Below are 26,710 nucleotides of genomic sequence, written 5' to 3' on the forward strand. Positions count from 1 at the left end.
CCATGGAAGTGATGATGAACCGAGAGCAGCGCCGCGCTGCCAGGCGGGCCAAGCCTCCGCGCCGTGGTGCTGGGCACATCCAGATGCCCGTCAACATGCGCTTCAGCGCAGAGGAAGAGACCTGGATGATGCTGATCCCTACCCAGGGAGCAAACCAGTTCCTGGACGGGACTGCTGACCGCGATGTCTGGCATTCAGTCATGGGCCGCATCAACTTCGCCATCATCCTCGGCGATAACCACTTTTGGTCTCCAGGCAACGAAGGGGCCAATTCTCTGCAGGCGGCTCGGTTGGTCATGAGGGCTGTGAAAGCGCATGGAGACGCCACCGGCTCATGGTCGATGACAAATGAGCAGCACGGTGTTGTCATGACCGCCCTGACCTTGGCGAATCAGATGCAGAAGATGTGCACCCGCCGCGAGCTGCGCGACGCAATGACCGACATGATGGGACAGCTTGAGTACAACAAGCAATCCGACGCCATCAAGGACAAGCTCGACGCCGGCCAACTTCCTGGCTAACCACTGCCCCCAGTGGTCCCCTATTCACAGCCCGCCCTGAGCAATCGAGGCGGGCTCTTCTATTCCTACGCCATGGACACCATCGAATTTGGCTCAGTCTGCAGCGGCATCGAGGCGGCAAGTGTTGCGTGGCACCCGTTGGGATGGCGCGCAGCCTGGCTGGCCGAGATTGAGCCTTTCCCTGCGGCCGCGCTGGCTCACCACTATCCCACCGTCCCCAACCTGGGCGACATGACCACCATTGCCCGCCGCGTCCTTATCGGCGAAGTCTCAGCGCCTGATGTGCTGGCGGGCGGCACACCTTGCCAAGCTTTCAGCGTGGCAGGTTTGCGCAATTCGCTGGACGACGCCCGAGGCAATCTCACGCTGAAATTTGTGGAGCTCGCAAATGCAATTGACCTTTCTCGATCCCGTGCTGGAAAGTCAGCCTGTGTCATCAAGTGGGAAAACGTCCCCGGCGTCCTCAACACCAAGGACAACGCATTCGGGTGCTTTCTGGCTGGCCTTGCCGGAGAAGATGACCCATTGCAGCCACCAGGGGGCAAATGGTCGAACGCTGGTTGTGTCTATGGACCCACGCGCGCAGTCGCATGGCGGACCCTGGACGCCCAATACTTCGGAGTGGCCCAACGACGCCGCCGTGTGTTTGTTGTCTCAAGTGCTCGACCAGGGTTTGATCCCGCCCAGGTTCTTTTTGAGTGGGACGGCATGCGCCGGGATTCTGCGCCGAGCAGAGAAGCGGGGGAAGAAACTGCCCACTCGGTTGCACCATGCCTTACTGGCAGCGGTCGAGGCGTCGGAAGAATAGGCGACACCAGGGGCCAAGACCCAGTAGTAGCTTGCTTCGGAGGAAACCGCACCTCTGGCCCGCTTGATGTGAGCACAGCGCTCAACGCCTCTGGCACCGCCTCTGGCAGACAAGATTTTGAATCCGAAACATTCGTGGTGCACGGATCGCAAGACCCGGACACGCTGCGCGACATGGCGCACACCCTTGGCAGAAACCAGGGACAGGAGAACGCGGTTTACGCAGTCCGCACCGCGCAGACCAGCGCTAACGGCCATGGCATTGCCGTCGAGGTAACACACACCCTCGACCAGGCCCAGGGCCAAGCAGTGTGCGTGCCCCATGTGGACATCATGCCCACCCTCCGAAGCGGAGGTGGCAGCAAGGCAAGCCATGGCGCGGTGTCAGGAGACACCAAAGATGAGTATGTGATCCCCGTCTACACACCGGGAATTGCTGGAACTCTTGTTGCCCGATCAAGCCGGGGAGCAGGCCAGACAAACAGCCCCGGGCATCAAGCCGATCAGCAACTCATTGCCTGCACCGCAAGCCAAGTCCGTCGCCTCACCCCCGTCGAGTGCGAACGCCTCCAAGGCTTTCCCGATGGCTACACCGCTATCCCCTGGCGCGGCAAACCCGCCGACCAATGCCCAGATGGCCCCCGCTACAAAGCGCTGGGCAATAGCTGGGCCGTTCCCGTGGCGCGCTGGATAGGCCGCCGGATCCATACCCAACTTTTGACATTGGAGGCCACCCGTGGCTGAAAACAACTCTTCCGCTCCCCTCAAGACTGCCGGCGAACCGTTTGTCGCCCTTGGTGAATGCATGGCGGATCAAATCTGTCAGCGTGTGGCAGAACTCCCAGACCGAGACAGCCCAGCAGATTGGCCTGAGGCCATGCTGGTCACACCTGATGAGCTGCGTAACATCATCCTCGATGCCATCAACGACGCGGCCCAGGCAGTGGCAGCACAGGCAGCGCCCGCAGCAGTGGCTGTGCCTGAAATCACTGATGCGATGGTAGATGCGTACCTTGCTGAGCAGCGCCGCTCTGTCGAGGAGGCTGATCGCTTTGGCCGCTCGAACATCGGAGGACTGCACACCAACACCGTGCGTGACGCGTGCCGTAACGGATTGCGCGCCGCACTCGCCGCCACCCCAGCCCTTCCAGCAACCGAGGATTCCTCGGCAGGTGACCAGGCAGCGGTGGTGCATGCATCCACCTATGTGCAACCTGTTCCAGACCACTGCGACCGCATTGTGTGGCGCGGACAGTACATTCACTTGCCAATTGCCCAGGCAGAGGTGCAGGCCGAGCCGGTGGCAGATTGCTACTCAGACGATGACGGCGATACTTGGCGCGATTTGCCAAGCGATATCGACTTTGTACAGGGCCGCAAGCTGGGCGAAGAATTTGAATTGCAGGCGTCAATCCGTTCATGGCCTGAAGTGTTCCGGGTTACCAAGGTGCCAGACGAAAACGACGACGACTATGAAGTCGAGCCAGTTTCGATCCGCACAGCACCCCAGGCCCAGCCCGCTGGTGCGCTGGATTGGGCTGTGCAGCGCTGGAATGACGAGGTGCGCAATCGCCCATTGGTGAACATTCACCGCCGCAGCCTGGATAACACCTGGCGGCAAGTCATCACCTACCTTGGCGGAGACGCTGAAAAACTGATCGGGCCATCGCACGATGATTTGCTGGCTGCAGCCCAGGAAGGCGGCCATGCCGCAAAGGAGGCGTGATGGCGCAAGCAACTGCACAGCAAGTGGCATTGCTGCATCACACCCTCGGCATGAGACCAGAGCAGCGCGAGGGACACCGCAACCACTTCGTGGCTGGCCCCGGGCATTTTGACATGCCGGATTTGGAGGCGCTTGAAAGCATGGGACTGATGATCCGCACACGCACGCCAGCTTTCTGCGACCCCGAAGACATCGTTTTTCGGGCTTCTGAGGCGGGTCGCGCACTTGCGATTGAGCAGCTGCCAGCTCCAGTGCCGCCCAAGATCCAAAGCCAGCACCACCAATGGCTCGATGCCGATTCAGGCTTTTCGTTCGGAGAGTGGCTTTGCGGAGGCCGTCTGCCAAGGTTCGAGACTCGCGGCTATCGCGACTATGGGCCACGCAACACGCTGGAATACCGCATGTACCGTATGTCTGGGTACGGCTACAACGCTTGGCGTGACGTAGAAGGTCAGTGGGCCAGCACCAAAAAGGAAGCGAAGGCCAGTTACAAGCAAGCGCTAAAGGCGTACCGGGCCGCCCAGCGCGCCCACCAGAGGGCGGGCCAGTGATGCGAACTCTAGCCCTTATCGCTATCGCAGGCGCGGCATACAGCCAGCCGATCACCATGCAGCAGTTTTACCACTTCACTGGCCGCGTCGTACCTGGCGCAGTCGCTGCGAGGTGCGAACAGGCTGGCGGCTGCTATGTGCTCACACACAAGGAACTGATGGACGGCCTTCAATCTGCGCATCGCGCGGGGCAAAGATCGGCCCAGGCCCAACAGAGGGAGGGACAGTGATGCGCAGAGCAATTTCCAACACTGCCGGCCTAGTGGCAGGCATGGCCGCCCATAAGCAGAGCCGTGAAATAGAGGCCGCTGGAGGATTTTGGGCTCCAGAGAAGCCGAATCGGGAAATGCGCCGTCGCATGCAGCGTGCAGCCAAGCGTGATGCATCAGCCCAGGCCCAACCACAGAAGGACAGCAAATGATCGAACTCGCAATGTTCTACACGAATGCGCTGATTTGGCTGCTTGGCGCTTTACTTCTGGTTGTTCTGCTGGGACACGCAGTGCAATTTCTGGCCTGGCGCCTTTACCGCGATGTGGTCGGCTGGCCAACCATCGGCAAAGCTCTGAGGATGTATCACGCAGCCCAGGCCAAGAAGGAGGATTGAGATGAACTCCTCTTTTGCAGGCCTGCGCGTTGTGAAAAGCGCCATGGCCATTGTGATGAAAGAAGAGTGGGCAGTTCGGATGCACCCAACTCCGAAGCGAAGGCGGCGATGGACGGTCAGACGGGAAACGTATATGGCCCCTGGAATTATCCGCCTGGACCATACGCTGTATGTGCATCCCGAGATCTATGCCGAACTTATCAAGCCAGCCCCCAAGGAAGCACCATGACCGACAAGACAGAAGCACAGCCCGAAGCGCTGCGGTTGGCCGAAGCAAAGCGCTACTCTGAAGTTGTGCACCATGCCAACGTAAAGGCAAGCCTCGCCTACGTCGCCCGAAAGACAGGACTGGGCTATCAGGAGACTGAGCGCTTGCTTGAGCTGGCTCTGCAACGCGGCGACTTGGCGGAAGGCGACTACTCAGGCCGCAAGATGGAAAACACTGCCGATGACCGGCTGGCCAGCCTAGAAGCCCAGCTAGTCGCCCAGGCCAACCGCGCCTCAGCAGCCGAGCAGCAAGTCACCGCCCTCACCCAGCGCCTGGACATGGCCAATCGGCTGAACACCGATGCGCGCAACGAGTTGGCGCTTGCAAACGATGCCGCTGCTAAGGGTGACTTGGCTCGTGCAAATGCAGGAGGTATGGAGCTGCGCATCGCGGAGCTTGAGGCCGAGAATGCCGCAATCGTTCTGACAATCAAGCGAAGTGGTTTGGAGTTGCTTAAAACAGCTACAGGCTTCGAGTTGACAAAACAGTTCAAGGCGGAGGCCCAGCTATCAGCGCGGCAGGCTGCGCCGGATGGGTGGCGCCTGGTGCCGGTGGAAGTTGTGAACCTTTACGACTTCATGTGCCTAGCGTTTGTGCCAATGACCGGACAGCATGAGCAGATAGCTATCAGCCTGAAGCTTGCCAAGGCCGCCATGCTCTCAGCCGCCCCTCCCCCACCTGAGCGGGAGCCGCTGACCCAGGAACAGAAAGATGCTGTGATCCAGGAATGGATCATGAGTCGCGTACAAGGAGCCACCAATGATTGACCGAGACACTGTGATCTACCTGGCCGGGAAGCATGCCACCTGCACCAGTTCGCAACACAAAGAGTTCTTGCACGATGAGCTGATCTCCTTTGTGAGCGAGATCTCGCAGATGGCAGCTGAGTATGAGCGGGAAGAATGTGCCCGCATTGCAGAAAGCGAAGGTCATCACTGGAGCGGAGCCCCGGCCAGTGGCATGTTCAAGATTGCAGAAGCCATCCGCGCTCGCGGCACTGGAGGTGAGGGATGACCATCGAAGTGCTGACCAAGTTCGACCCGTTCGCCATGGTCGCGCCAAAGAATCGCGCAGACATCAACGCCCTGCTGGATGAGGCGCTCTACGAGCTAGCCAACATCAACGCGCACCTGAACGAAGCATTTCCTGATTTAGGAGCCACCAATGACAACCCCTGACCCAAGCCGTGAGGCTTTTTACGCATGGCTGAGAACCCACGAGGACGAGGTGGGCGCACTTGATGACCCCAGCGCACTGGCGGGCTGGCAAGCAGCCATGGCCCACAAGGGCGCTGCTCAAAACAGACCTGAATCTGAGCAAACCCGCATGGATGCTGGATCTGCGGTGCTGCCCAACCAAGCATATCGGATGCTTATCCCCGATGTGGACATCATCAGGCCGGACGACGAGTATCTGAGCGACGACACAACCACATGGAAACCTGTAGGCCGCAGCATCTTTGTCGGCATGCCACACGTCCGCGCGTTCAAGCCAGGACGCCGGAAGATTGAAGGAAGCACATGAACCTGTCAAAACGAGCCCGCGCCCTACGAGAGAGGCGCGACAGATTCCGCGAACAAGACGAACCCGAGCCCCGCCAATGAGCGGGGTTCTTTTTTGCCCAATTACTGGAGGAATCGTGAAACATAAAGATACACCATCCAATCCAGCTGAGCCGACAGTGACGCCTGAGTGGGTGCTGGCAGAGAAGTTTGAAGAACTCACAGGTGTCACGCCAATGGCTGTGCACTGCCGCCGTCGCAATGGTGTGTGGCTGGATGGAACGCACTGCGCAGTTATCGCCCGCCGTCTTTACGTGAACATAAAAGAGGCTGATCAATGGATAAAAAACCAGCTACCCCGCCGGGCGTGCTGATTCGGGATTTGGTTTCCGGCCCACGCATTCAAGTCTCATTCATCTGGAACGCTCAACAGTGCCGGGAGCTACTTCCAGCCTGCCCGGTAAATAAAGCCAGCATTCAATATGCCAGCAACCTCCGGGCAGAGATTAAGCGCAAGGTAGCAGACGGGACTTTCGTTTATGCTGACTACTTCCCTGAAAGCCCCAAAGCCAAGAAGCCAACCCGAGAATCCTCGCTAATGGAGGAAATGCTGCAAAAGCAGCTGGAACTCTACGAGAAGCAAGTGGCCAACGGGAAAATGTCCCCGGCGACCTTCCGGGGCTACGCCAAGAGCATCACCGGCGAGAGGATGAGAGAGTGGCACGGCCACAAGCTGGCCGAGGTCACGCCCTCTGCACTCCGCGACTGGATCAGCGGAATGGACTGCACCAGCAAGGCGATCCGCAATATGTTGATCCCCCTACGGTCAGTCATGGAGGATGCACTGAATGATGGGTTGATAGATGCCAACCCATTTGATCGCATCGCGCTGGTGAAGCTCATTCGCCAGACCAGCAGGGCAAGTGACTATGTGATCAACCCGTTCACTCATGCTGAGCGGGTAGCCATCCTGGCCGCCTGCCGGCTGGATGAAAGACCGACATTCCAGTTTTGGTTTAACACCGGCCTGCGGCCTGGAGAACTCCAAGCCCTGCAATGGGAGCATATAGATTGGGATAAAGCCACAGCTCGGATTATTCAGAACCAGGTGGCCGGCGTGATTAAAGCGCCGAAAACCGCCGCAGGTATTCGGGATGTCGATTTGAATGCTGAGGCCATGGAGGCGCTGCGTGTTCAGCGCTCAATAAGCCAGCTGCGCGGATCTCGGGTCTGGCTAAACCCTGCGACCCTGGACCCATGGGCCACCGATGCTCAGGTGAGAAAGAATGCCTGGCTGCCGATCATGAAGCGGTCTGGCATTCCCTACCGCAACCCGTATCAAATCCGCCACACCTACGCCTCGACCCTGCTGACCGCTGGAGGCAACCCTTGGTACGTCGCCCAGCAACTGGGGCATGAGGATGTGGAAATGGTTTTCCGCACCTATGGCAAGTTCATCAGGGAAGACTTCCAGAAGCCAAAGGCCAGCCTGAAAGCCGTTCAGTAGGCCCGTGTGATTTCGGTGTGATTTCGGTGTGATTTCGGTGTGATTTTCTGGACAATCACAGACAATCGAATTGGCAAAAAATAACGCCACACAGAGGCGTTCCTCTTGTGTGGCGTTGTGCTGTATGGTGGAGCTGGCGGGAATTGAACCCGCGTCCGTCAGCCTTCGTCGAGCAGATCTACATGTTTAGTGTTCTGGTTTGAATCTCGCCTGCAAAGCCGCGCAGACACACGCTGCATTGCAAGCCAGTACCCTTAGATCTTGCCATCTACCAAGGTACCCGGTAGACGGCCAGCTGATGTAAATTCCCTTGCAGCCGGGAGGTATTGCTACCCCCTTGCCCAGCCCATCAACATACTGTTGCAAGGCTCACCGGATTTAAGCGGCGAGTGCGAAACGTTCGTCGTTTGCAGTTAGTTTTTTGAACGGAGATTTACGAGCGTCATTCAAGCTCGACATGCACCACACCGATCCCGAACCCACGTCGAAACCAGGACAGCCCCATAGCATCTATTTTAGGCCAGATTCAGCCGTTTCAAGAGCTCGTGTGGAGAATTGATGACATCATCGGCTTCCCAGTGCGCGACCGACTGCTTTTCACCCAGGTAGCCGTAGACAGCGGCGACCGTGTGCATGCCAGCGGCCTTGCCGGCGATGATGTCACGCTCGTCATCGCCCACATAGACGCAGTCCTGCGGATCGACGCCGATGCGGCGTGCTGCTTCAAAGAGCGGCTCGGGGTGGGGCTTGGCATGCGGTGTGGTATCGCCACTCACGACGGCACCGGCGCTGGCGAACAAGGCCATCTGGCGCGACAACGGCTCGGTAAAGCGCTTGGACTTGTTGGTCACTACGCCCCAGTGCAGCTGGCGCGCCACAATGCTGGCCAGCATATCGGACACGCCATCGAACACGGTGGTGTCCTGCGTCATGCGGCGCTCGTAGTTCTGGAAGAACTCCTCGCGCATGGTGGGGAACTCGGCATCCTCGGGCTGCATGCCAAAGGCCACGCGCAGCATGCCGCGCGCGCCCGATCCGGCATACGGCCGGTAATCGGCCATCGGCAAGGATGGCATGCCCCGTGCCACCCGCATCTGGTCTGCAGCCGCGCCCAGATCCGGGGCGCTGTCAATCAGGGTTCCGTCCAGGTCGAACAGAATGGCGCGTATCGATCTTTGCATCAGCCGGGCTTTCGGGTTGCGATCATGTAGTTGACGCTGGTGTCTTCGTTGAGCCAGTAGCGCTGCGTCAAGGGATTGAACTGCAGGCCCTTGCTGTGCGCATGCACCAGGCCGGCGCTGCGGCAGTAGTGGGCCAGCTCCGAGGGACGGATGAACTTGGCAAACTCATGCGTGCCCTTGGGCAGCATCTGCAAGATATATTCCGCACCCACAATCGCCAGCGCAAAGGCCTTGGCATTGCGGTTAATCGTCGAGAAAAACACCCAGCCGCCGGGCTTGACCAGGTCATGGCAGGCCTGGACCACCGATGCGGGGTCGGGCACGTGCTCGAGCATCTCCATGCAGGTGACGGTATCAAAGCTCTGGGGCTGCAGCTGTGCCAGTGTCTCGACAGCGATTTCCTGGTAGGTGATACTGGGGGTTTGCGCCTCCAGCGCATGGAGCTGGGCCACACGCAGCGCCTTGGTGGCCAGATCGATGCCGGTCACGGTGGCGCCCTTGCGCGCCATTGAGTCGCTCAAAATGCCACCGCCGCAGCCCACATCCAGCACCTTCTGGCCATTCAAGGGACTGAGGGCATTGATCCAGTCCAATCGCAGTGGATTGATCTGGTGCAAGGGTTTGAAGTCACTGTCCGGATCCCACCAGTGCATGGCGAGCTCGGAAAACTTGGCCAATTCGGCCGGATCGGCATTCACAGTCTGGTTCATGGCCTGATTGTCCACCATCTGCAGGCGCATTCAGGCATAAAAAAAGCCCCACGAATGGGGCTTTTTTGCGCGGGGGCAGAAGAATTACTTCTGGGTGCCCACCACTTCGATTTCCACGCGACGGTTCTTGGCGCGGCCAGCTGCAGTCTTGTTGTCTGCCACTGGTTGCTTTTCGCCCTTGCCTTCGGTGTACACGCGGCTCTTGTCGATGCCCTTGGACACCAGGTAAGCCTTCACAGCTTCAGCGCGACGCACGGACAGCTTTTGGTTGTAAGCATCGGAGCCGATGGAGTCGGTGTGACCCACAGCGATGATCACTTCCAGGTTGATGTTCTTCACCTTGGAAGCCACATCGTCCAGCTTAGCCTTGCCTTCTGGCTTCAGCACCGACTTGTCGAAGTCGAAGAATGCGTCAGCAGCGTAGGTGACCTTTTGGGTCTGGGCCACTGGAGGAGCCACTGGAGCGGGTGCTGGGGTAGCTGGAGCAGCAGCAGGTGCTGGAGCAGGCGTTTCAGCAGCCTTCACCAGGGCACCGTCGCAGCCTTCAGCAGCGGTAGCAGGGGTCCAGTTAGCATCGCGCCAGCACAGTTCGTTGGTACCGTTCTTCCAGACCAACTCACCGCTGCCGTTTTGCCAGTTGTCAACTACTTTGCCGCCATCAGCAGCCTTAATTTGTGCTCCAGCGGCGGTTGCAAGCGCTGCAGAGGCAAACAACATCGCCACTTTGTTCAGTTTCTTCATGGTTCTCCTCTTGGGGAAAAAGCCGCAGCCGCGCTGCGAATCAAGACGTCGTCAGTGACCATCACCAAAAACGTTCTTACTTATTGTGCCATAGGCGTACCGGATCGCCATAGTTATCTGTAGCGCCAACGGTAAGACAAAAGCGCATTGGGCCTAGAATGTTGCCCACATGCAACATCAGCTTGCGCCTAAAATGCCTCTTGTACTTCGCCACCTATGCCAGCACTATGACCCAGTTTGCTAAAGAAACATTGCCGATCAGCCTGGAAGAGGAAATGCGCCGCAGCTACCTCGATTACGCGATGAGCGTGATCGTCGGCCGCGCCCTCCCAGATGCCCGCGACGGCATGAAACCGGTGCACCGCCGGGTTCTGTATGCGATGCATGAGCTGAACAATGATTGGAACCGCCCTTATAAGAAGAGTGCGCGTATCGTGGGTGACGTGATTGGTAAGTACCACCCGCACGGTGACAGCGCCGTCTACGACACTATCGTGCGCATGGCCCAGGATTTTTCCCTGCGCCATATGCTGGTCGATGGCCAGGGCAACTTCGGCTCGGTGGACGGCGACAGTGCTGCGGCCATGCGTTATACCGAAATCCGCCTGTCCAAGATCGCCCACGAAATGCTGGCCGATATCGACAAGGAAACCGTGGACTTCGGCCCCAACTACGACGGCTCCGAAAGCGAGCCGCTGGTGCTGCCCGCGCGCGTTCCCAATCTGCTGATCAATGGATCGGCCGGTATTGCGGTGGGTATGGCCACCAATATTCCTCCGCACAACTTGAATGAAGTGGTGGATGCCTGCCTGCACCTGCTGCACCATCCCGACGCGACGGTCGATGACCTGATGGAGATCGTGCCTGCGCCCGATTTCCCCACCGCCGGCATCATCTACGGCATCAATGGCGTCAAGGAAGGCTACCGCACCGGCCGCGGCAAGGTGGTGATGCGCGCCAGGGTGCACTTCGAAGACATCGACAAGGGCCAGCGCCAGTCGATCATCGTCGACGAGCTGCCCTATCAGGTCAACAAGAAGACCTTGCAGGAGCGCATGGCCGAGCTGGTGCACGAGAAGAAGATCGAAGGCATCAGCCACATCCAGGATGAATCGGACAAGTCCGGCATGCGCCTGGTGATCGAGCTCAAGCGCGGCGAAGTGCCCGAGGTGGTGCTCAACAACCTGTACAAGCAGACCCAGTTGCAGGACACCTTTGGCATGAACATGGTGGCCCTGATCAATGGCCAGCCCAAGCTGTGCAACCTGAAGGACCTGATCAAGGTCTTCCTGGAGCACCGCCGCGAAGTAGTCACGCGCCGCACCGTGTATGAGCTGCGCAAGGCACGCGACCGCGGCCATGTGCTCGAAGGCCTGGCCGTGGCGCTGGCCAACATCGATGACTTCATCGCCATCATCCGCAACGCCCCCACCCCGCCGGTGGCCAAGGCCGAGCTGATGGCCAAGAGCTGGGACAGCAAGCTGGTGCGCGAGATGCTCACCCGCACGCGCACCGATGGCGGCGTCATCAATGCCGACGACTACCGCCCCGAAGGTCTGGAAGTGGAATTCGGCATGCAGCAGGACGGCCTCTACCGCCTGTCCGAAACGCAAGCACAGGAAATCCTGCAGATGCGTCTGCAGCGCCTGACCGGCCTGGAACAGGACAAGATCGTTGCCGAGTACAAGGACATCATGGCAGTCATCGAAGACCTGCTGGACATCCTGGCCAAGCCCGAGCGCGTCTCGACCATCATCGGCGAAGAGCTGGTGGCCCTGAAGACCGAGTTCGGCCAGACCAAGCTGGGCGCACGCCGCAGCCAGGTCGAGTACAGCGCGCAGGACCTGTCCACCGAAGACCTGATCACCCCGACCGACATGGTGGTGACCCTGTCGCACACCGGCTATATCAAGAGCCAGCCGCTGAGCGAATACCGCTCTCAAAAGCGCGGCGGGCGCGGCAAGCAGGCGACAGCCACCAAGGAAGACGACTGGATCGACCAGCTCTTCATTGCGAACACGCACGACTACCTGCTGTGCTTCTCCAACCGGGGCCGCCTGTACTGGCTCAAGGTCTGGGAAGTGCCTGCCGGCTCGCGCGGCTCGCGTGGCCGCCCCATCGTCAACATGTTCCCGCTGCAGGACGATGAGAAGATCAACGTGGTGCTGCCGCTCACCGGCGAATACCGCAGCTTCCCGGCCGATCACTACGTCTTCATGGCCACCCGCATGGGCACCGTCAAGAAGACCTCGCTGGACGAATTCAGCAACCCGCGCAAGGCCGGCATCATCGCCGTGGGCCTGGACGATGGCGACGTGCTGATTGGCGCGGCACTGACCGAAGGCCGCCACGATGTGATGCTGTTCAGCGATGGCGGCAAGGCCGTGCGCTTCGATGAAAACGATGTGCGCCCCATGGGCCGCAATGCGCGCGGCGTGCGCGGCATGAACATCGACGACAGCCAGAACCTGATCGCCATGTTGGTGGCCGAGCAGCACCCGGCCGAAGTCGAAGCGCGCAAGGCCAAGGACGCGCTGGACAACCTGCAGATCCGCGACAAGGAGCTGCAGGACGCCCAGGCACCGGCGGCTGATATTGACGCGGTGCGCAAGCAGATCGACGAGGCCCGCGCCGCGCTGGAAGCGGCCGACCTGGCCGCCATTGCGGCGCTGGGCGAGCTGCCACGCGAGACGCTGCACAGCGTGCTGACCGCCACCGAAAACGGCTACGGCAAGCGTACCTCGATCGTCGAGTACACCCGCCACGGCCGTGGCACCAAGGGCATGATCGCGATCCAGCAGTCGGAGCGCAACGGCAAGGTCGTGGCCGCCACCCTGGTGAGCCCGGATGACCAGATCATGCTGATCACCGACACCGGCGTGCTGGTGCGCACCCGGGTGGCCGAGATCCGCGAGATGGGCCGCGCCACACAGGGCGTGACCTTGATCAGCCTGGATGCAGGCGCCAAGCTGAGCGGCCTGCAGCGCATTGTCGAGAACGATGCGCAGGCAGACGAGCTCGCCGATGCGGCCGATGGCGCCGAGGCGGCAGACGGCGACGACGCCCCAAGCCCGGCAGACGGCTCCTAAGCCTGCACAGAAAAAGCCATGTTGCGACATGGCTTTTTCCTGCACTCTTATGCTCTCTTTTTCATAGCTATCACCGCTCGCTGTGCGAGCCAACAAGGCCTTCCATGCAACGCCCCTATAACTTCTCGGCCGGTCCGGCCGCCATCCCTGAAGACGTGCTGCAGCAAGCAGCCAGCGAGATGCTGGACTGGCGCGGCAGCGGCATGAGCGTGATGGAGATGAGCCACCGCGGCAAGGAGTTCATCTCGATCTGCGAGAAGGCCGAAGCCGATTTCCGCCAGCTGCTGGCCGTGCCGCAGAACTTCCACATCCTGTTCATGCAAGGCGGTGGCCTGGCCGAGAACGCCATCGTGCCGCTCAACCTGTCGCAAGGCGGCGCCGTCGATTTTGTCGTCACCGGCAGCTGGAGCCAGAAGTCGACCAAGGAAGCGGCCAAGTTCTGCAACGCCGCAGTCGCCGCCACCGACGAAGCCCAGGGCTTTACCCATATCCCCGATCCCGCCAGTTGGAAGCTGCGCAGCGATGCGCGCTATGTGCATATCTGCAGCAACGAGACCATCAATGGCGTGGAGTTCCAGCAGCTGCCCGATCTGGCTAGCCTGGGCTGCCAGGCGCCGCTGGTGATCGATTTCTCGTCGCATGTGGCATCGCGCAGCGTGGACTGGAGCCGCGTGGGCCTGGCCTTTGGCGGCGCACAAAAGAACCTGGGCCCCGCCGGCCTGACCCTGGTCGTCGTGCGCGAGGACCTGCTCGGCCACGCGATGGCTATGTGCCCCAGCGCTTTCAACTACCGCCTGGTCGCCGACAACCAGTCGATGTACAACACGCCCCCCACCTGGGGCATCTACATCGCCGGGCTGACCTTTGAATGGATCTTGCGCCAGCAAGAAGGCGCTGCCAGCGGCGTTGCCGCGCTCGAAGCACGCAACAGCGCCAAGGCCGAGCTGCTCTACCAGGCCATCGATGGCTCGCAGCTCTATGAGAACCGCGTGGCGCGCGACTGCCGCTCGCGCATGAATGTGCCCTTCTTCCTCAAGGACGAATCGCGCAACCAGGCATTTCTGGATGGCGCCAAGGCGCGCGGTCTGCTGCAGCTCAAGGGCCACAAGTCGGTGGGCGGCATGCGTGCCAGCATCTACAACGCCATGCCACTGGCAGGCGTGCAGGCGCTGGTGGACTATATGCAAAGTTTTGAAAAACAGGGCTGATCAGCAACGCCCCGGTTTTGCCCGGGAAACACTCTTACGTTATTCTTACTGGTTGGCAGCCTCCCCGGGAGCTGCCCGCATCGCACACCCAGGCCACCATGAGCACTTCACCCCAAGCGTCCCCCGAACTCGCCGCACTGCGTGTCCAGATTGACAATCTCGACACGCAGCTGCTGACCTTGCTGAACCAGCGCGCCCTGGTTGCCGAACGGGTGGGCGAGCTGAAAAAACGCGAAGGCACGCCCTTCTTCCGCCCGGACCGGGTCGCCCAGGTCATCCAGAAGATCGAAAACGCCAACCCTGGCCCCTTGAAGGCCGCCCATGTCTCGGCCATCTGGCGCGAGATCATGTCCGCCTGCCTGGCGCTGGAATCGCCCCAGCGCGTCGCCATCCTGGGCCCGGCCGGCACCTTCTGCGAAGAGGCAGCCATCCAGTACTTTGGCGGCGCTGCCGACATCAAGTACTGCAACAGTTTTGAAGAGGTTTTCCACTCCACTGCTGCGGGCAGTGCCCAGTTTGGCGTGGTCGGCGTGGAGAACTCGAACGAAGGCGTGGTCACGCGTTCGCTGGACATGTTCCTGCACACGCCCTGCCACGTGGTGGGCGAAGTGAGCCTGCTGATCCGCCACAACCTGATGCGCACGACCAACTCGCTCGAAGGCATCGAGGTCGTGGCCGCGCATCCCCAGGCGCTGGCCCAGTGCCAGGGCTGGCTGTCCAAGCACCTGCCCCATGCCGAGCGCCGCCCGGTCGAGAGCAATGCCGAAGGCGCGCGCCTGGCCGCGCTACACCCGAACATGGCCGGCATCGCCGGCGAGCGTGCGGCCCAGCAGTACGGCCTGCACATCATCAGCCACGCCATCCAGGACGATGCCTACAACCGCACGCGCTTTGCCATCATCTGCCTGCCCCACACGCTGGCCACGCCCGAGCCCAGTGGCAAGGACTGCACCAGCCTGGTCGTCTCGGTGCCCAACCGGCCCGGTGCCGTGCATGAGCTGCTGATGCCGCTGAGCAAGCATGGCGTGTCGATGACGCGCTTCGAATCCCGCCCGGCCCGCACCGGCCAGTGGGAATACTATTTCTATATTGATCTGGACGGCCACCCGTCGCAGCCCCATGTGGCCAAGGCGCTGGATGAGCTGCGCGCGCTGTGTGCGTTCTACAAGGTGCTCGGCGCCTACCCTGTCGGGAGTTGAATCGGTGAAAAAGTTTGAACATATGGCGCTGATCGGCTGCGGGCTGATGGGCGGCTCATTTGCCCTTGCAGCCAAACGGGCGGGGCTGGTCAAACGCATTGTCGGCTACAGCAAGTCGCCATCCACCACCAGCCGCGCGCGCCAGATGGGCGTCATCGACGAGGAAGCCAGCTCGGCCCTGCAGGCCGTCTCGGGCGCCGATCTGGTGCTGCTGGCCATCCCGGTCGCTTCGACCGAGTCGACCCTGGCCAACATCAAGCACCTGATCAACCCCGACACCCTGGTGATGGATGTGGGCTCGACCAAGATGGATGTGGTGGCTGCCGCGCGCCGTGCGCTGCGCGACCGCTTTGGCTGCTTTGTGCCGGCCCACCCGATCACCGGCAAGGAAGTCTTTGGTGTGGACCATGCCGACGTCAACCTCTACCGCGATGCCCAGGTGGTGCTTACCCCGACTGAGCTGACCAAGGTCGCCCAGCTGCGCCAGGCCGAGGCCATCTGGAAGGCCATTGGCACCCATGTGACCAGCATGGCGCCCGAGCAGCACGATGCCGCGCTGGCCGCCAGCAGCCACGCACCACACTTGGTGGCCATGGCCTATATGAACTCGCTGCTGTCGCAAGACGGCGCGCACCGCATGCTGTCGCTCGCCGGCCCCGGCTTTCGTGATTTCACCCGCATCGCCGCCGCCGAGCCGCAGATGTGGCGCGATATCTTCCTGGCCAACCGCAGCGAGATCCTCAAGCAGATCCAGTCGCTGCAGCACATACTGGGCAGCTACGAGGCCGCGTTGCTGAGCGACGACCAGCCCGCGCTCGAGCATCTGCTGCGCGAGGCCAGCAGCACCCGCGCGCAGTGGAAGCAGGGCAAGCTCTACACGCCAGAGTCGCTGTCCAAGCACAAAACCACCGCTTGATCGGCCCAGCGCAGGCACTGGCCCAGCCGGTGGACCGATAATAGCCAGTGGCGCTGCCTGATACCGGGCAGCGCCACCTTCGTTTGCGACCACCGCGCCGCCTGCGCAGCAGGCCTGGCGCAACTACCCCACAGCAGAGCCCGCCATGTTCTCCACTGCATTTCTCGATATCCCCGCCTTGCAAAGCGCCCATGGTGAAGTGCAGCTGCCCGGCTCCAAGAGCATCTCCAACCGCGTGCTGCTGCTGGCCGCGTTGAGCGCGGGCACCACCACCATCCATGACCTGCTCGACTCCGACGATACCCAGGTGATGCTGCGCGCGCTCGAGCAACTGGGCTGCGCCGTGGTGCGCAGCACCGATCCGGCCCACCTCAACAGCTACCACATCACCGGCATCGCCGGCCAGTTGGCGCCCGCGCTGGCCGCCCGCAGCACCGCGCTGTTCCTGGGCAATGCCGGCACGGCCATGCGGCCGCTGACCGCTGCGCTGGCTTTGCTCGGCGGCCAGTTCGAGATGAGCGGCGTGCCGCGCATGCACGAACGCCCCATCGGCGACCTGGTCGATGCGCTGCGCCAGCTGGGCTGCCAGATCGACTACCTGGGCAACGAGGGCTTTCCGCCACTGCGCATCCAGCCCGTGACGGCCGCGCAGCTGCAGCTGAACACGCCCATCACGGTGCGCGGCGATGTCTCCAGCCAGTTCCTGACCGCGCTGCTGATGGCGCTGCCCTTGGTGGCCACGCGCCAGGACATCATCATCGAAGTCGCTGGCGAGCTGATCTCCAAGCCCTATATCCACATCACGCTGGAGCTGCTCAAACGCTTTGGCATCCAGATCAAGAACGATCAGTGGCAGCGCTTTACCGTGCTGGCCGGCAGCCGCTACCAGTCGCCGCACGAGATCCATGTCGAGGCCGATGCCTCATCGGCCAGCTACTTCATCGCGCTGGGCGCCATTGCCGCCAGCAAGGGCAGCCGGCCCAATGCGCAGGGCGGCACCTCCAGCGTGGACCGCGTCGTCAAGGTGATGGGCGTGGGCGCGCAGTCCATCCAGGGCGATATCCGCTTTGTCGATGCCGCCCGCGCGATGGGTGCGGCCATCACCAGCGGCCCCAACTGGCTGGAGATCCGCCGGGGCGCCTGGCCGCTGCAGGCCATCGACATGGACTGCAACCATATCCCCGACGCAGCCATGACCTTGGCTGCGATGGCGCTCTACGCCAATGGCACCACCACCTTGCGCAATATCGCCAGCTGGCGTGTCAAGGAAACCGACCGCCTGGCGGCGATGGCCATCGAGCTACGCAAGCTCGGCGCTGTCGTGGTGGAAGGCGCGGACTACCTGACCATCACCCCGCCCGCGAACCGCGAGGCCTGGAAGCCCGCCAGCATCCACACCTATGACGACCACCGCGTAGCGATGTGCTTCTCGCTGGCCGCCTTCAACCCCGCCGGCCTGCCGGTGCGTATTGAAGACCCCAAGTGTGTGGCCAAGACCTTCCCCGGCTACTTCGAGGCCATGTTCTCGGCCGTGCGCGCGGTGCCCGGCTCGATCCCGGTGATCTGCATCGACGGGCCCAGCGCCTCGGGCAAGGGCACCGTGGCCTCGGCCGTGGCCGAGCAGCTGGGCTACCACCTGCTCGACTCAGGCGCGCTCTACCGCATCACCGGCCTGGCCGCCACCCGCGCTGGCATCCCGATCGATGCCGAGCATGCCAGCCAGATTGCCGCGTTGATTTCGCAGATGGACATCCAGTTTGGCGCCGACCAGCGCGTGCGCCTCGATGGCGAGGACATCAGCCTGGCCATCCGCAGCGAAGAAGCGGGCACCAACGCCTCCTTGGTCTCAGCGCTGCCCGCCGTGCGCCAGGCGCTGGTGCAGGCCCAGCATGATTTTCGCCAGCTGCCGGGCCTGGTGGCCGACGGGCGCGACATGGGCACGGTGATTTTCCCGCTCGCCCCTTTGAAGGTCTATCTGACGGCCAGCGCCGCCAAGCGCGCCGAGCGCCGCCATAAACAGTTGATTGAAAAAGGAATACCGGCTACAATAGCCGACCTTCGTGCTGACCTTGAGGCGCGGGACACGCGCGACATGAACCGCGCCACCGCCCCCTTGCATGCAGCGCAGGATGCATTCTTGCTGGACAACTCCGAGATGAGCGTGGACAACGCGGTCGCTCAGGTGCTGTCCTGGTGGGAAAAGCGACAGCCGTTTGGCAAAGAGCCGGCCTGAGGCGCCCAGCGCGCCCTTTCTCCTGCCTTTGGCGGCGGTGTTACCCGCCCCTGCAACCTTCTACTGGTGGATCTAACCGCCATGGGTTGCCGGGTTGTTTAACTTTGAACCCCGTGGTGTCACAACCACACAACCTGCACGGCCAGCCATAAAAACGTCAGCAATAGTGCTGCCGGAAACCTGCCCGTGTCTAAGGAAATACATGTCTGAATCTTTTGCCGCCCTTTTTGAAGAGTCGTTGACACGCACCGAAATGCGTCCTGGCGAAGTGATCACTGCTGAAGTCGTGCGCGTTGAGCACAACTTCGTGGTGGTGAACGCCGGCCTGAAGTCCGAAGCCTATGTGCCAATCGACGAATTCAAGAACGACCAGGGCGAAATCGAAGTCCAAGTGGGTGACTTCGTGTCCGTGGCCATCGGTTCCATCGAAAACGGCTACGGCGACACCATTCTGTCGCGCGACACCGCCAAGCGTCTGGCTTCCTGGCTGGCCCTGGAAAAGGCGCTGGAATCGGGCGAATTCGTGACCGGTACCACCTCCGGCAAGGTCAAGGGCGGCCTGACCGTTCTGGTCAACGGCATCCGTGCCTTCCTGCCAGGCTCGCTGATCGACACCCGTCCGATCAAGGACCTGACCCCTTACGAAAACAAGACCCTGGAATTCAAGGTCATCAAGCTCGATCGCAAGCGCAACAACGTGGTGCTGAGCCGCCGCGCTGTGGTGGAAGCCTCGATGGGCGAAGAGCGCGCCAAGCTGATGGAAACCCTCAAGGAAGGCTCCATCGTTCAAGGCGTGGTCAAGAACATCACCGAATACGGTGCGTTCGTGGACCTGGGCGGTATCGACGGCCTGCTGCACATCACCGACATGGCATGGCGCCGCGTGCGTCACCCATCCGAAGTGGTGACCGCTGGCCAGGAAATCACCGCCAAGATCCTGAAGTTCGACACCGAAAAGAACCGTGTCTCGCTGGGTCTGAAGCAAATGGGCGACGATCCATGGATGGGCGTGTCGCGCCGTTATCCATCGAGCACCCGTCTGTTCGGCAAGGTCACCAACATTGCCGACTACGGCGCGTTCGTGGAACTGGAACCAGGCATCGAAGGTCTGGTGCACGTGTCCGAAATGGACTGGACCAACAAGAACGTTGCGCCTTCCAAGCTCGTGACCCTGGGCGACGAAGTCGAAGTCATGGTTCTGGAAATCGACGAAGACAAGCGTCGTATCTCCCTGGGCATGAAGCAGTGCAAGGCCAACCCATGGCAGGAATTCGCGCAAAACACCAAGCGCGGTGACCGCGTCAAGGGCCCGATCAAGTCGATCACAGACTTCGGCGTGTTCGTGGGCCTGGCCTCGGGCATCGACGGTCTGGTTCACCTGTCTGACCTGTCGTGGAACGAAACCGGCGAAGCCGCGGTTCGTAACTACAAGAAGGGCCAGGAAGTGGAAGCCATCGTGCTGGCCGTGGACGTGGACCGTGAGCGTATCTCGTTGGGCATCAAGCAGCTCGACAGCGATGCATTCACCACGTTCGCTACCGTGAACGACAAGGGCCAGATCGTGACCGGCAAGGTCAAGACCGTGGACGCCAAGGGCGCTGAAATCGACCTGGGCGACGACATCGTCGGCTACCTGCGTGCTTCCGAAATCTCGGTGGACCGCGTGGAAGACGCACGTTCGGTGCTCAAGGAAGGTGATGAAGTTACCGCCGTGGTGACCAATGTGGATCGCAAGAGCCGCAGCATCTCCCTGTCCATCAAGCAGAAGGACCACGCTGAGCAGCAAGAAACCATGGCGTCGCTGTCGCAGCAATCGTCCAAGGAAAATGCTGGTACCACCAGCCTGGGCGCACTGCTGCGCGCCAAGCTGGACGCCGACAAGTAATTGACGGCTCCGCTGCCGGCCCATGCCTTGCCCGTCTTGGTATAGTCGGTAGCTTGCAGACAAGGTGGGCGCCCAGTGCGCCCACCAACGCTTTGACTATTTGATTCACGAAGATTCCACATTCGTATGACCCGATCCGATCTGATTGAAGAGCTTGCCGCTCGATTCCACCAGCTGACGCAGCGGGATGCGGAGCAGGCCGTCAAAACGATTCTGGAGGCCATCGAAGACTCGCTGGTACGCGGACAACGCATCGAGATCCGTGGCTTTGGCAGCTTCACCATCACCCACCGCCAACCCCGCCTGGGCCGCAACCCACGCAGCGGCGAAGCCGTGCAGGTGCCCGCCAAGCGCGTCACCCACTTCAAGCCAGGCAAGGCCTTGCGCGAATCGGTGGACGACCCCAGCAATATCCTGACCTCGACCGCCAGCCCCAAGAACAACGACGAATAAAGCGCCGGCTGAACCACCCGGATGGCCCATCTGCCCCAGGCAGTTAGAAGCCAAACCAACGAACGCTCCTTAAGGAGCGTTTTTTATGCCCGCCATTCCCCACGCTGCACTGATGTCACCGAGGTACCTGTGCAACCTGCTGCGGATCGGCGCCAGCGCTATGCTGCGCTATTACACCGTCGACCTATGCCGCAGCAAGTCCTACCCGGCCGCCAGAACCAAGATTTGGATCAAGACCTGGCCCAGCTCCTCAACCGACGCCAATGGCTGCAAGGCCTGGGTGCCTTGGGCCTGGCCGCCCAGTTGCCGGCCATCGCGCGGGCAGATAGCAACACCCCGCTGGCCATGGCCCCCTGGCCGGTATCGGAGCAGCTGTTTGGCCTGGGCGTTGCCAGTGGAGAGCCCGATGCCAGCAGCGTGGTGCTGTGGACACGGCTGCTGCCCAGCGCCAGCGCGCCCTTGCTGCGCCCGGTGGCGGTGCACTGGGAGCTGGCCCAGGATGCGCAGTTCCGCCAGATTCTGCGCCAGGGCGAGGCCTTGGCCAGCCCAGACGGCGGCCACAGCGTGCATGTGCTGGCCCAGGGCCTGGAGGCCGACCGCTGGTACCACTACCGCTTTCACTGCCAGGGCCAGACCAGCGCGACAGGCCGCACCCGCACCGCGCCCGCCGCGGGTGCTGCGGTGGCCCGGTTGCGCCTGGTCTATGCCTCCTGCCAGCGCTGGGAGCATGGCTACTACGCGGCCTGGCACCATGCGCGTGAGGACGATCCCGACCTGGTCGTCTTTCTGGGCGACTACATCTACGAATATGCCTCGCCCGCATCCGCTGCCAAGCAACAGCGCAGCCAGCTCGCGCGCCTGCAGCCGCTCGCCCATGCCGTTACGCTGCAGGACTATCGCGACCGCTATGCGCTGCACAAGAGCGACCCGGACCTGCAGGCCATGCATGCGCACTGCCCCTGGCTGGTGACCTGGGACGACCATGAGGTTGAAGACAACTATGTCGGCGACGATGGCGTGGGCAAAGTCCAGGCCTTTATTGCCAAGCGCATGGCGGCCTACCAGGCGTTTTACGAGAACATGCCGCTGCGCGCCTCGGTCGCCTGCAAACAGGCCGGGCTGGCCCTGCCCCCGGCCCACACGCCGCTGTACCACCAGCAAAGCTGGGGCGCCTTGGCCGCGATGTGGGTGCTCGATGCGCGCCAGTACCGAGATGCCCAGGCCTGCCGTGCAGTGACCGGCAAAAGCCCAGCCTCCGTCAAGGCCGCAGACTGCGCCGATCTGGCGCGCAACAGCCGCAGCTTTCTGGGCTGGAGCCAAGAGCGCTGGTTGGCCGCCCAGCTGGCAGGCAACAGCGCGGCCAATCCTGAGAGCCGGCGCTGGAGCATCATCTGCCAGCAAACGCTGTTTGCGCCTCGCCACTTTCCCAACGGCCGCAGCAGTGCCGACACCTGGGATGGCTACCCCGCCGCACGCCAGCGGCTGCTGCGCGCGATGGCTGAGGCGCAGCTGCGCAACACCGTGCTGCTGGGCGGCGACATCCACCAGAACTATGTCTGCCGCATCCAGTACCTGGAGGGCGCCAGCCCCGAACGGGTGCTAGCCAGCGAATTCTGCGGCACCTCGATCAGCTCGCACTCGGGCACCACCCAGGCCCGGGTCGACGCCATCGTGGCCCGCAATCCCCATGTGCTGCTCGCCCGCTGCGATGAACGCGGCTATGGGCTGTGCGACATCACCCCCAAGCTTTGGACCACCCAGCTGCGCGTGGTCAACCAGCCGCAGTATGCGGACAGTGCCGCCCACACCTTGGCCCGCTTTGTGGTGGAGGACCAGGTCGCCGGGCCGCAATGGGCCTGATCCTGGCCTGATCTTGCCGCCGATCCCTTAGCCCTGGGCAGCCTACATTCAGCAACGCTCTGTGGCCCCTCTAGCGGTGCTGTCCGCTACGCCTGTCGCGGCAAAGCGGTTAGCATGCCAGACATTGCCGCCACAACCAGGAGATCGCCATGCCACGACTGTCCCCGGGGTCCCACACCCGCCACCCGCATCTGCCGCCTTCCCGCGCCACGGCCAGCCGCTGGTCGCTGTCTCTGGCAGCCGTCGCCACGGCTGCCTTGCTGGCCGCCTGCAGCAGCCAGCCCAAGCTGCAATACCACCCCCCCGCTGCGTCTGACCAGCCCGAAGGCAGCTCCGGCTGGACCGACAAGCCCGGCTGGGCCACCGAGCAATACGCGGTAGCCGCTGCCAACCCCTTGGCCACCGATGCCGGCTACCAGGTGCTGCAAGCGGGCGGCTCGGCCATCGATGCGGCCATTGCCGTGCAACTGGTGCTGGGCCTGGTCGAGCCGCAATCAAGCGGCATCGGTGGCGGCGCCTTTTTGTTGCATGCCCAAGGCAGCCAGGTCGAGGCCTATGACGGCCGCGAGGTCGCGCCGATGGCCGCTGACGAGAACCTGTTCATGCGTGACGGCAAGCCCATGGCCTTCCATGATGCGGTGGTGGGCGGACGCTCGGTGGGCGTGCCCGGCGCCATCCGCATGCTGGAGATGGCGCACAAGGAGCACGGCAAACTGCCCTGGGCCAGCTTGTTCGAGCCGGCCATTCGCCTGGCCACCGATGGCTTCAAGGTCAGTGCGCGTTTGAACGCCCTGACTGCGCAGGAGAAATTTCTGGGCCAGGATCCGGTTGCCAGCGGCTACTTTCTCGATGCCAATGGCAAGCCCTGGCCCGTTGGCCATCTGCTGAAGAACCCCGATTACGCCGCCGTGTTGCAGGGCATTGCCCAGCACGGCTCCAAGGCCCTGCTCGAAGGCCCGGTGGCCGAGGCCATCGTGCGCAAGGTACAGGGCCATGCCAGCAACCCCGGCAAGCTCAGCCTGGCCGATCTGGCCGCCTACCAGCCGCTCAAGCGCCAGGCGTTGTGCAGCGATTATTCGCCCAGCGCTGCGGGCGCCCCCGCCAGCCAACCGGCGTCGACCCGCAGCTACCGGCTCTGCGGCTTTCCACCACCCAGCTCGGGCGGCATTGCGGTGGCGCAAATCCTGGGCATCCTGGCCAACACTCCGGCGGGGCAAATGGGCCTGGGCGCCGACGGCCTGCCCAGCGCCGACTGGCTGCACCTTTATGCCGAGGCCTCGCGCCTGGCCTTTGCCGACCGCAACCAGTATGTGGCCGACCCGGCCTTTGTCGGGGCGCCGGCAGGGGATTGGTCAAGCATGCTGCGGCCCGACTACCTGGCCCAGCGCGCCCGCCTGATCGGCGCGCGCAGCATGCAGCAAGCCCAACCCGGGCGGCCAGGCAGCGTGCAGATGGCCTACGCCAGCCAGCCCTACCAGCAGGAATACGGCACCAGCCACATCAGCATCGTGGACCGCTACGGCAATGCGATTGCGATGACCACGACGATCGAAGACCAGTTCGGCTCGCGCCAGATGGTCAACACCGGTCGCGGGCTGGCCGGCGGCTTCCTGCTCAACAACGAGCTGACCGATTTCAGCCTGGCGCCGCGTGATGCGCAGGGCCAGCCCATCGCCAACCGGGTCGAGCCCGGCAAGCGGCCGCGCTCGTCGATGGCGCCCACCCTGGTGTTCGACAAGGCCACGGACCGCCTCGTGATCAGTGCCGGCAGCCCCGGCGGCGCCTGGATCATCCACTACACCACCAAGACCTTGTACGGCATGCTCAACTGGGGCCTGATGCCGCAGCAGGCCATCAACCTGCCCAACTTTGGCAGCCTCAATGGCCCCACGGTGCTGGAGGAAAAGCGCTTCCCCGCTGCCACCGTGCAGTCCTTGCAGGCGCGTGGCGCCGAGGTCAAGGAGCAAAACCTCACCAGCGGCCTGCAGGCGATCTCGCGCGGCGAGGCGCATGGCAAATCCTGGTGGTTTGGTGGCGCCGATCCGCGCCGCGAAGGCATTGTCATGGGCCAGTAAGCGCCCCTCTGCTTGCCAACACACGGGCCGCTTGCGGCTCGTTTAATATCTGCGCGCCGCTACACCTGGTCACATAGCGCCTGGGCACCGCATTGCTGATTTTGCAGCCCGCCCTCTACAATGCGGGCTCCACGCAAGGCGCAGCATCCAAGCACACCACAAGCTGCGTCCATCCGGTTTCAAACCACAGAGGGGAAAACACATGAAAAAACTAGGCATCGGCATTGCCGCAGCCGTGGCCGTGCTGGCCGCAGGCGGCGCCACCACAGGCTACCTGGTCGGCAACAACATCGAGCAAGGTTTTGCGACCGCCGCCAAGGAGTGGAGCAAGCCGCCGCTGCTGGTGCAGGTGCAGGACTACCAGAAGGGCATTTTCTCGTCGACCGCGCAAACGCTGTGGACGGTGGACACCGGTGAAGAAAAGCTGCAGTTCACCGCCCAGCACGCCATCAGCCACGGCCCGCTGCCGATTGCGCACCTGGCAGAAATCGTCTCCACCTTTGCCATCAATCCCGATGCCCCGCCCGAGTGGGTGGTGGCCTTCAAGGACAAGGCGCCTCTGGTCTGGAAGAGCAAGGTGGGCTGGTCCAAGAACACCCAGAACGAGGTGACATCGCCGGCATTCAATGGCGAATTTGGTGCGGACAAGCTCGCCTTTGGCGGCTTCAAGTCAGACTTCGAGATGTCCTCCGATTTCAGCCGCATCAAGGGCGATGCATCGATGCCCAGCCTGCTGGTGCAAAGCAAGCCCGGCGAAGAAGACGACGGCCAGGCCTCCGAGATGCTGATGAGCGGCAACATCATGCGCTTTGACATGCACCAGCCCACGGGCCAGGAGTTCATGGTGGGCAGCCTCCAGTGGGACCTGGCCAGCCTCAAGGTCACGCCCAAGAACGGCGATGCCCCGGCAGAGCTGGCGGGGCTGAAGATGGTGGCCGACACGCAGCTGGCAGCCGAGGTGGTCAACACCACCATCAATACCTCGGTCAAATCCTTTGTACAAAAGGACCACAAGATCGACGACATCGCCGTCGACCTGGGTCTGCACAACCTGGACGCGGGCTGGCTGAACCAGTTCACCAAAGAGTCGCAGAAGATCCAGGGCGATCCGCAGGCCATGCAGATGCTGCTGATGCAGGGCATGCAGCAGCTGCTGGCGCGCAAGCCCGAGCTGGAAGTCAAGCGCATCAGCTGGCGCACCGCCGAAGGCACGGCCGAGGTGGCGGCCTCGCTGGCCTACCAGGGTGACTCCAGCAAGCCCCTGAACCCAATGATGGACTTCAAGGCCATGCTGCGCCTGGACATGCCCAAGCCCGTGCTGCAGTCCCTGTATGCCGGCAAGGTGCGCGAGACCTACCTGCTGGAGAACGAGGACGCCGAGCTTGATGAAAAGCAACTCGCCAGCGTCGTGCAAGAAGATGTCAATGCCCGCCTAAGCGGTCTGGTGCAGGCCGGCTTGCTGGTCGAAAACAGCGACCGCATGACGTCTCAGCTGCAATGGGCTGACGGCAAGCTGCAAGCCAATGGCAAGCCACTGGACCAGAACGGGATGATGGGTCTGTTGTCCGCGATGCCTTGAACCGGGGCCTGGGCCCCTCCCCCAAAAACCAAGCCCGCCATCTGCCCGATGGCGGGCTTTTTTGCAGGTGGCCAACATGCAGCGGCAAGCTGC

25 protein-coding genes and 1 other RNA gene are annotated in these 26,710 nt (G+C 62.2%); 22 read left to right on the forward strand and 4 right to left on the reverse strand.

What is annotated here, in order from left to right; all coding sequences use genetic code 11:
• The first annotated feature begins 2 nt into the window (after window positions 1-2).
• From DCO45_RS02890 to DCO45_RS02940, 12 genes are all read left to right on the forward strand, one after another.
• Window positions 3-521, forward strand: a complete 519-nt coding sequence (locus tag DCO45_RS02890) for a hypothetical protein (protein ID WP_116924408.1) — start codon at window positions 3-5, stop codon at window positions 519-521.
• Between the two features lie 72 nt (window positions 522-593).
• Window positions 594-2,072, forward strand: a complete 1,479-nt coding sequence (locus DCO45_RS02895; protein WP_116924409.1) for a DNA cytosine methyltransferase — start codon at window positions 594-596, stop codon at window positions 2,070-2,072.
• On the forward strand, window positions 2,065-3,054 hold the full coding sequence (locus tag DCO45_RS02900; protein ID WP_133248040.1) for a hypothetical protein: 990 nt from the start codon (window positions 2,065-2,067) through the stop codon (window positions 3,052-3,054). Before DCO45_RS02895 ends, DCO45_RS02900 begins: the two co-directional genes overlap by 8 nt.
• Window positions 3,054-3,605, forward strand: a complete 552-nt coding sequence (locus DCO45_RS02905) for a hypothetical protein (protein WP_116924411.1) — start codon at window positions 3,054-3,056, stop codon at window positions 3,603-3,605. Before DCO45_RS02900 ends, DCO45_RS02905 begins: the two co-directional genes overlap by 1 nt.
• Window positions 3,606-4,022: 417 nt before the next feature.
• A complete protein-coding gene (locus DCO45_RS02915) occupies window positions 4,023-4,211 on the forward strand; it encodes a hypothetical protein (protein ID WP_116924413.1) in 189 nt (62 codons plus the stop codon).
• A 1-nt stretch (window position 4,212) separates the two neighbouring features.
• Window positions 4,213-4,440: a hypothetical protein gene (locus DCO45_RS22525; protein ID WP_133248042.1), complete on the forward strand. Its 228-nt coding sequence runs from the start codon at window positions 4,213-4,215 to the stop codon at window positions 4,438-4,440.
• Window positions 4,437-5,246 (forward strand): hypothetical protein, encoded by an 810-nt coding sequence (locus tag DCO45_RS02920; protein WP_116924414.1) that lies wholly within the window; start codon window positions 4,437-4,439, stop codon window positions 5,244-5,246. Before DCO45_RS22525 ends, DCO45_RS02920 begins: the two co-directional genes overlap by 4 nt.
• The gene (locus tag DCO45_RS02925) at window positions 5,239-5,493 is read left to right on the forward strand and encodes a hypothetical protein (RefSeq protein ID WP_133248044.1); all 255 of its coding nucleotides are present in this window, start codon (window positions 5,239-5,241) and stop codon (window positions 5,491-5,493) included. The genes DCO45_RS02920 and DCO45_RS02925 overlap by 8 nt, the downstream gene beginning before the upstream one ends.
• On the forward strand, window positions 5,490-5,657 hold the full coding sequence (locus DCO45_RS22875) for a hypothetical protein (protein ID WP_165841110.1): 168 nt from the start codon (window positions 5,490-5,492) through the stop codon (window positions 5,655-5,657). Before DCO45_RS02925 ends, DCO45_RS22875 begins: the two co-directional genes overlap by 4 nt.
• Window positions 5,644-6,003 (forward strand): hypothetical protein, encoded by a 360-nt coding sequence (locus DCO45_RS02930; RefSeq protein ID WP_116924416.1) that lies wholly within the window; start codon window positions 5,644-5,646, stop codon window positions 6,001-6,003. The genes DCO45_RS22875 and DCO45_RS02930 overlap by 14 nt, the downstream gene beginning before the upstream one ends.
• Before the next feature lie 115 nt (window positions 6,004-6,118).
• On the forward strand, window positions 6,119-6,355 hold the full coding sequence (locus tag DCO45_RS02935; RefSeq protein ID WP_232539392.1) for an excisionase family protein: 237 nt from the start codon (window positions 6,119-6,121) through the stop codon (window positions 6,353-6,355).
• On the forward strand, window positions 6,319-7,488 hold the full coding sequence (locus DCO45_RS02940) for a site-specific integrase (RefSeq protein ID WP_116924418.1): 1,170 nt from the start codon (window positions 6,319-6,321) through the stop codon (window positions 7,486-7,488). The genes DCO45_RS02935 and DCO45_RS02940 overlap by 37 nt, the downstream gene beginning before the upstream one ends.
• Before the next feature lie 125 nt (window positions 7,489-7,613).
• On the opposite strand, the gene ssrA is transcribed toward DCO45_RS02940, so the two are convergent.
• The 4 genes from ssrA to ompA form a co-directional block, all read right to left on the reverse strand.
• Window positions 7,614-7,991, reverse strand: a transfer-messenger RNA (tmRNA) gene (gene ssrA, locus DCO45_RS02945).
• Between the two features lie 12 nt (window positions 7,992-8,003).
• Entirely contained in the window at window positions 8,004-8,669 is a 666-nt protein-coding gene (locus DCO45_RS02950; protein WP_021027342.1) for an HAD-IA family hydrolase, read from the reverse strand.
• Window positions 8,669-9,379, reverse strand: a complete 711-nt coding sequence (gene ubiG / locus DCO45_RS02955; protein ID WP_116924496.1) for a bifunctional 2-polyprenyl-6-hydroxyphenol methylase/3-demethylubiquinol 3-O-methyltransferase UbiG — start codon at window positions 9,377-9,379, stop codon at window positions 8,669-8,671. The genes DCO45_RS02950 and ubiG overlap by 1 nt, the downstream gene beginning before the upstream one ends.
• Window positions 9,380-9,463: 84 nt before the next feature.
• On the reverse strand, window positions 9,464-10,120 hold the full coding sequence (gene ompA, locus DCO45_RS02960) for an outer membrane protein OmpA (RefSeq protein WP_116924419.1): 657 nt from the start codon (window positions 10,118-10,120) through the stop codon (window positions 9,464-9,466).
• A gap of 227 nt (window positions 10,121-10,347) precedes the next feature.
• Between ompA and gyrA the strand changes: the two genes are divergently transcribed.
• The 10 genes from gyrA (at window position 10,348) to DCO45_RS03010 (ending at window position 26,617) form a co-directional block, all read left to right on the forward strand.
• Complete coding sequence (gene gyrA, locus DCO45_RS02965) at window positions 10,348-13,209, forward strand: DNA gyrase subunit A (RefSeq protein ID WP_116924497.1); 2,862 nt, start codon at window positions 10,348-10,350, stop codon at window positions 13,207-13,209.
• 104 nt (window positions 13,210-13,313) lie between these two features.
• Window positions 13,314-14,417: a 3-phosphoserine/phosphohydroxythreonine transaminase gene (serC, locus tag DCO45_RS02970; protein ID WP_116924420.1), complete on the forward strand. Its 1,104-nt coding sequence runs from the start codon at window positions 13,314-13,316 to the stop codon at window positions 14,415-14,417.
• Window positions 14,418-14,515: 98 nt separating this feature from the next.
• Window positions 14,516-15,616 (forward strand): prephenate dehydratase, encoded by a 1,101-nt coding sequence (gene pheA, locus DCO45_RS02975; RefSeq protein ID WP_021027337.1) that lies wholly within the window; start codon window positions 14,516-14,518, stop codon window positions 15,614-15,616.
• 22 nt (window positions 15,617-15,638) lie between these two features.
• Window positions 15,639-16,532 (forward strand): prephenate dehydrogenase, encoded by an 894-nt coding sequence (locus DCO45_RS02980; RefSeq protein WP_243419225.1) that lies wholly within the window; start codon window positions 15,639-15,641, stop codon window positions 16,530-16,532.
• 145 nt (window positions 16,533-16,677) lie between these two features.
• Window positions 16,678-18,765 carry a bifunctional 3-phosphoshikimate 1-carboxyvinyltransferase/cytidylate kinase gene (locus DCO45_RS02985; protein ID WP_116924422.1) on the forward strand — a complete coding sequence of 696 codons (2,088 nt, stop codon included), beginning with the start codon at window positions 16,678-16,680 and terminating at the stop codon, window positions 18,763-18,765.
• Window positions 18,766-18,967: 202 nt separating this feature from the next.
• On the forward strand, window positions 18,968-20,650 hold the full coding sequence (rpsA, locus tag DCO45_RS02990; protein ID WP_116924423.1) for a 30S ribosomal protein S1: 1,683 nt from the start codon (window positions 18,968-18,970) through the stop codon (window positions 20,648-20,650).
• A gap of 126 nt (window positions 20,651-20,776) precedes the next feature.
• Window positions 20,777-21,103, forward strand: coding sequence for an integration host factor subunit beta (locus DCO45_RS02995; protein WP_021027333.1), 327 nt, complete (start codon window positions 20,777-20,779; stop codon window positions 21,101-21,103).
• 225 nt (window positions 21,104-21,328) lie between these two features.
• Window positions 21,329-22,963, forward strand: coding sequence for an alkaline phosphatase D family protein (locus DCO45_RS03000; protein ID WP_243419217.1), 1,635 nt, complete (start codon window positions 21,329-21,331; stop codon window positions 22,961-22,963).
• A gap of 149 nt (window positions 22,964-23,112) precedes the next feature.
• A complete protein-coding gene (locus DCO45_RS03005) occupies window positions 23,113-25,038 on the forward strand; it encodes a gamma-glutamyltransferase family protein (RefSeq protein ID WP_116924425.1) in 1,926 nt (641 codons plus the stop codon).
• A 202-nt stretch (window positions 25,039-25,240) separates the two neighbouring features.
• Window positions 25,241-26,617 carry a YdgA family protein gene (locus DCO45_RS03010; protein WP_116924426.1) on the forward strand — a complete coding sequence of 459 codons (1,377 nt, stop codon included), beginning with the start codon at window positions 25,241-25,243 and terminating at the stop codon, window positions 26,615-26,617.
• The last annotated feature ends 93 nt before the right edge of the window (window positions 26,618-26,710 follow it).

The organism is Comamonas sp. JNW (assembly GCF_003105075.1).
Classification (GTDB): domain Bacteria; phylum Pseudomonadota; class Gammaproteobacteria; order Burkholderiales; family Burkholderiaceae_C; genus Comamonas; species Comamonas squillarum.

Excerpts from the sequence above, each read along its gene's own strand:
- DCO45_RS02890 (WP_116924408.1), top strand. The coding sequence starts at position 3 with ATGGAAGTGATGATGAACCGAGAGCAGCGCCGCGCTGCCAGGCGGGCC.
- DCO45_RS02895 (WP_116924409.1), top strand. The coding sequence starts at position 594 with ATGGACACCATCGAATTTGGCTCAGTCTGCAGCGGCATCGAGGCGGCA.
- DCO45_RS02905 (WP_116924411.1), top strand. The coding sequence starts at position 3,054 with ATGGCGCAAGCAACTGCACAGCAAGTGGCATTGCTGCATCACACCCTC.
- DCO45_RS02915 (WP_116924413.1), top strand. The coding sequence starts at position 4,023 with ATGATCGAACTCGCAATGTTCTACACGAATGCGCTGATTTGGCTGCTT.
- DCO45_RS22525 (WP_133248042.1), top strand. The coding sequence starts at position 4,213 with ATGAACTCCTCTTTTGCAGGCCTGCGCGTTGTGAAAAGCGCCATGGCC.
- DCO45_RS02920 (WP_116924414.1), top strand. The coding sequence starts at position 4,437 with ATGACCGACAAGACAGAAGCACAGCCCGAAGCGCTGCGGTTGGCCGAA.
- DCO45_RS02925 (WP_133248044.1), top strand. The coding sequence starts at position 5,239 with ATGATTGACCGAGACACTGTGATCTACCTGGCCGGGAAGCATGCCACC.
- DCO45_RS22875 (WP_165841110.1), top strand. The coding sequence starts at position 5,490 with ATGACCATCGAAGTGCTGACCAAGTTCGACCCGTTCGCCATGGTCGCG.
- DCO45_RS02930 (WP_116924416.1), top strand. The coding sequence starts at position 5,644 with ATGACAACCCCTGACCCAAGCCGTGAGGCTTTTTACGCATGGCTGAGA.
- DCO45_RS02940 (WP_116924418.1), top strand. The coding sequence starts at position 6,319 with ATGGATAAAAAACCAGCTACCCCGCCGGGCGTGCTGATTCGGGATTTG.
- DCO45_RS02950 (WP_021027342.1), bottom strand. The coding sequence starts at position 8,669 with ATGCAAAGATCGATACGCGCCATTCTGTTCGACCTGGACGGAACCCTG.
- ubiG (WP_116924496.1), bottom strand. The coding sequence starts at position 9,379 with ATGAACCAGACTGTGAATGCCGATCCGGCCGAATTGGCCAAGTTTTCC.
- ompA (WP_116924419.1), bottom strand. The coding sequence starts at position 10,120 with ATGAAGAAACTGAACAAAGTGGCGATGTTGTTTGCCTCTGCAGCGCTT.
- gyrA (WP_116924497.1), top strand. The coding sequence starts at position 10,348 with ATGACCCAGTTTGCTAAAGAAACATTGCCGATCAGCCTGGAAGAGGAA.
- serC (WP_116924420.1), top strand. The coding sequence starts at position 13,314 with ATGCAACGCCCCTATAACTTCTCGGCCGGTCCGGCCGCCATCCCTGAA.
- pheA (WP_021027337.1), top strand. The coding sequence starts at position 14,516 with ATGAGCACTTCACCCCAAGCGTCCCCCGAACTCGCCGCACTGCGTGTC.
- DCO45_RS02980 (WP_243419225.1), top strand. The coding sequence starts at position 15,639 with ATGGCGCTGATCGGCTGCGGGCTGATGGGCGGCTCATTTGCCCTTGCA.
- DCO45_RS02985 (WP_116924422.1), top strand. The coding sequence starts at position 16,678 with ATGTTCTCCACTGCATTTCTCGATATCCCCGCCTTGCAAAGCGCCCAT.
- rpsA (WP_116924423.1), top strand. The coding sequence starts at position 18,968 with ATGTCTGAATCTTTTGCCGCCCTTTTTGAAGAGTCGTTGACACGCACC.
- DCO45_RS02995 (WP_021027333.1), top strand. The coding sequence starts at position 20,777 with ATGACCCGATCCGATCTGATTGAAGAGCTTGCCGCTCGATTCCACCAG.
- DCO45_RS03005 (WP_116924425.1), top strand. The coding sequence starts at position 23,113 with ATGCCACGACTGTCCCCGGGGTCCCACACCCGCCACCCGCATCTGCCG.
- DCO45_RS03010 (WP_116924426.1), top strand. The coding sequence starts at position 25,241 with ATGAAAAAACTAGGCATCGGCATTGCCGCAGCCGTGGCCGTGCTGGCC.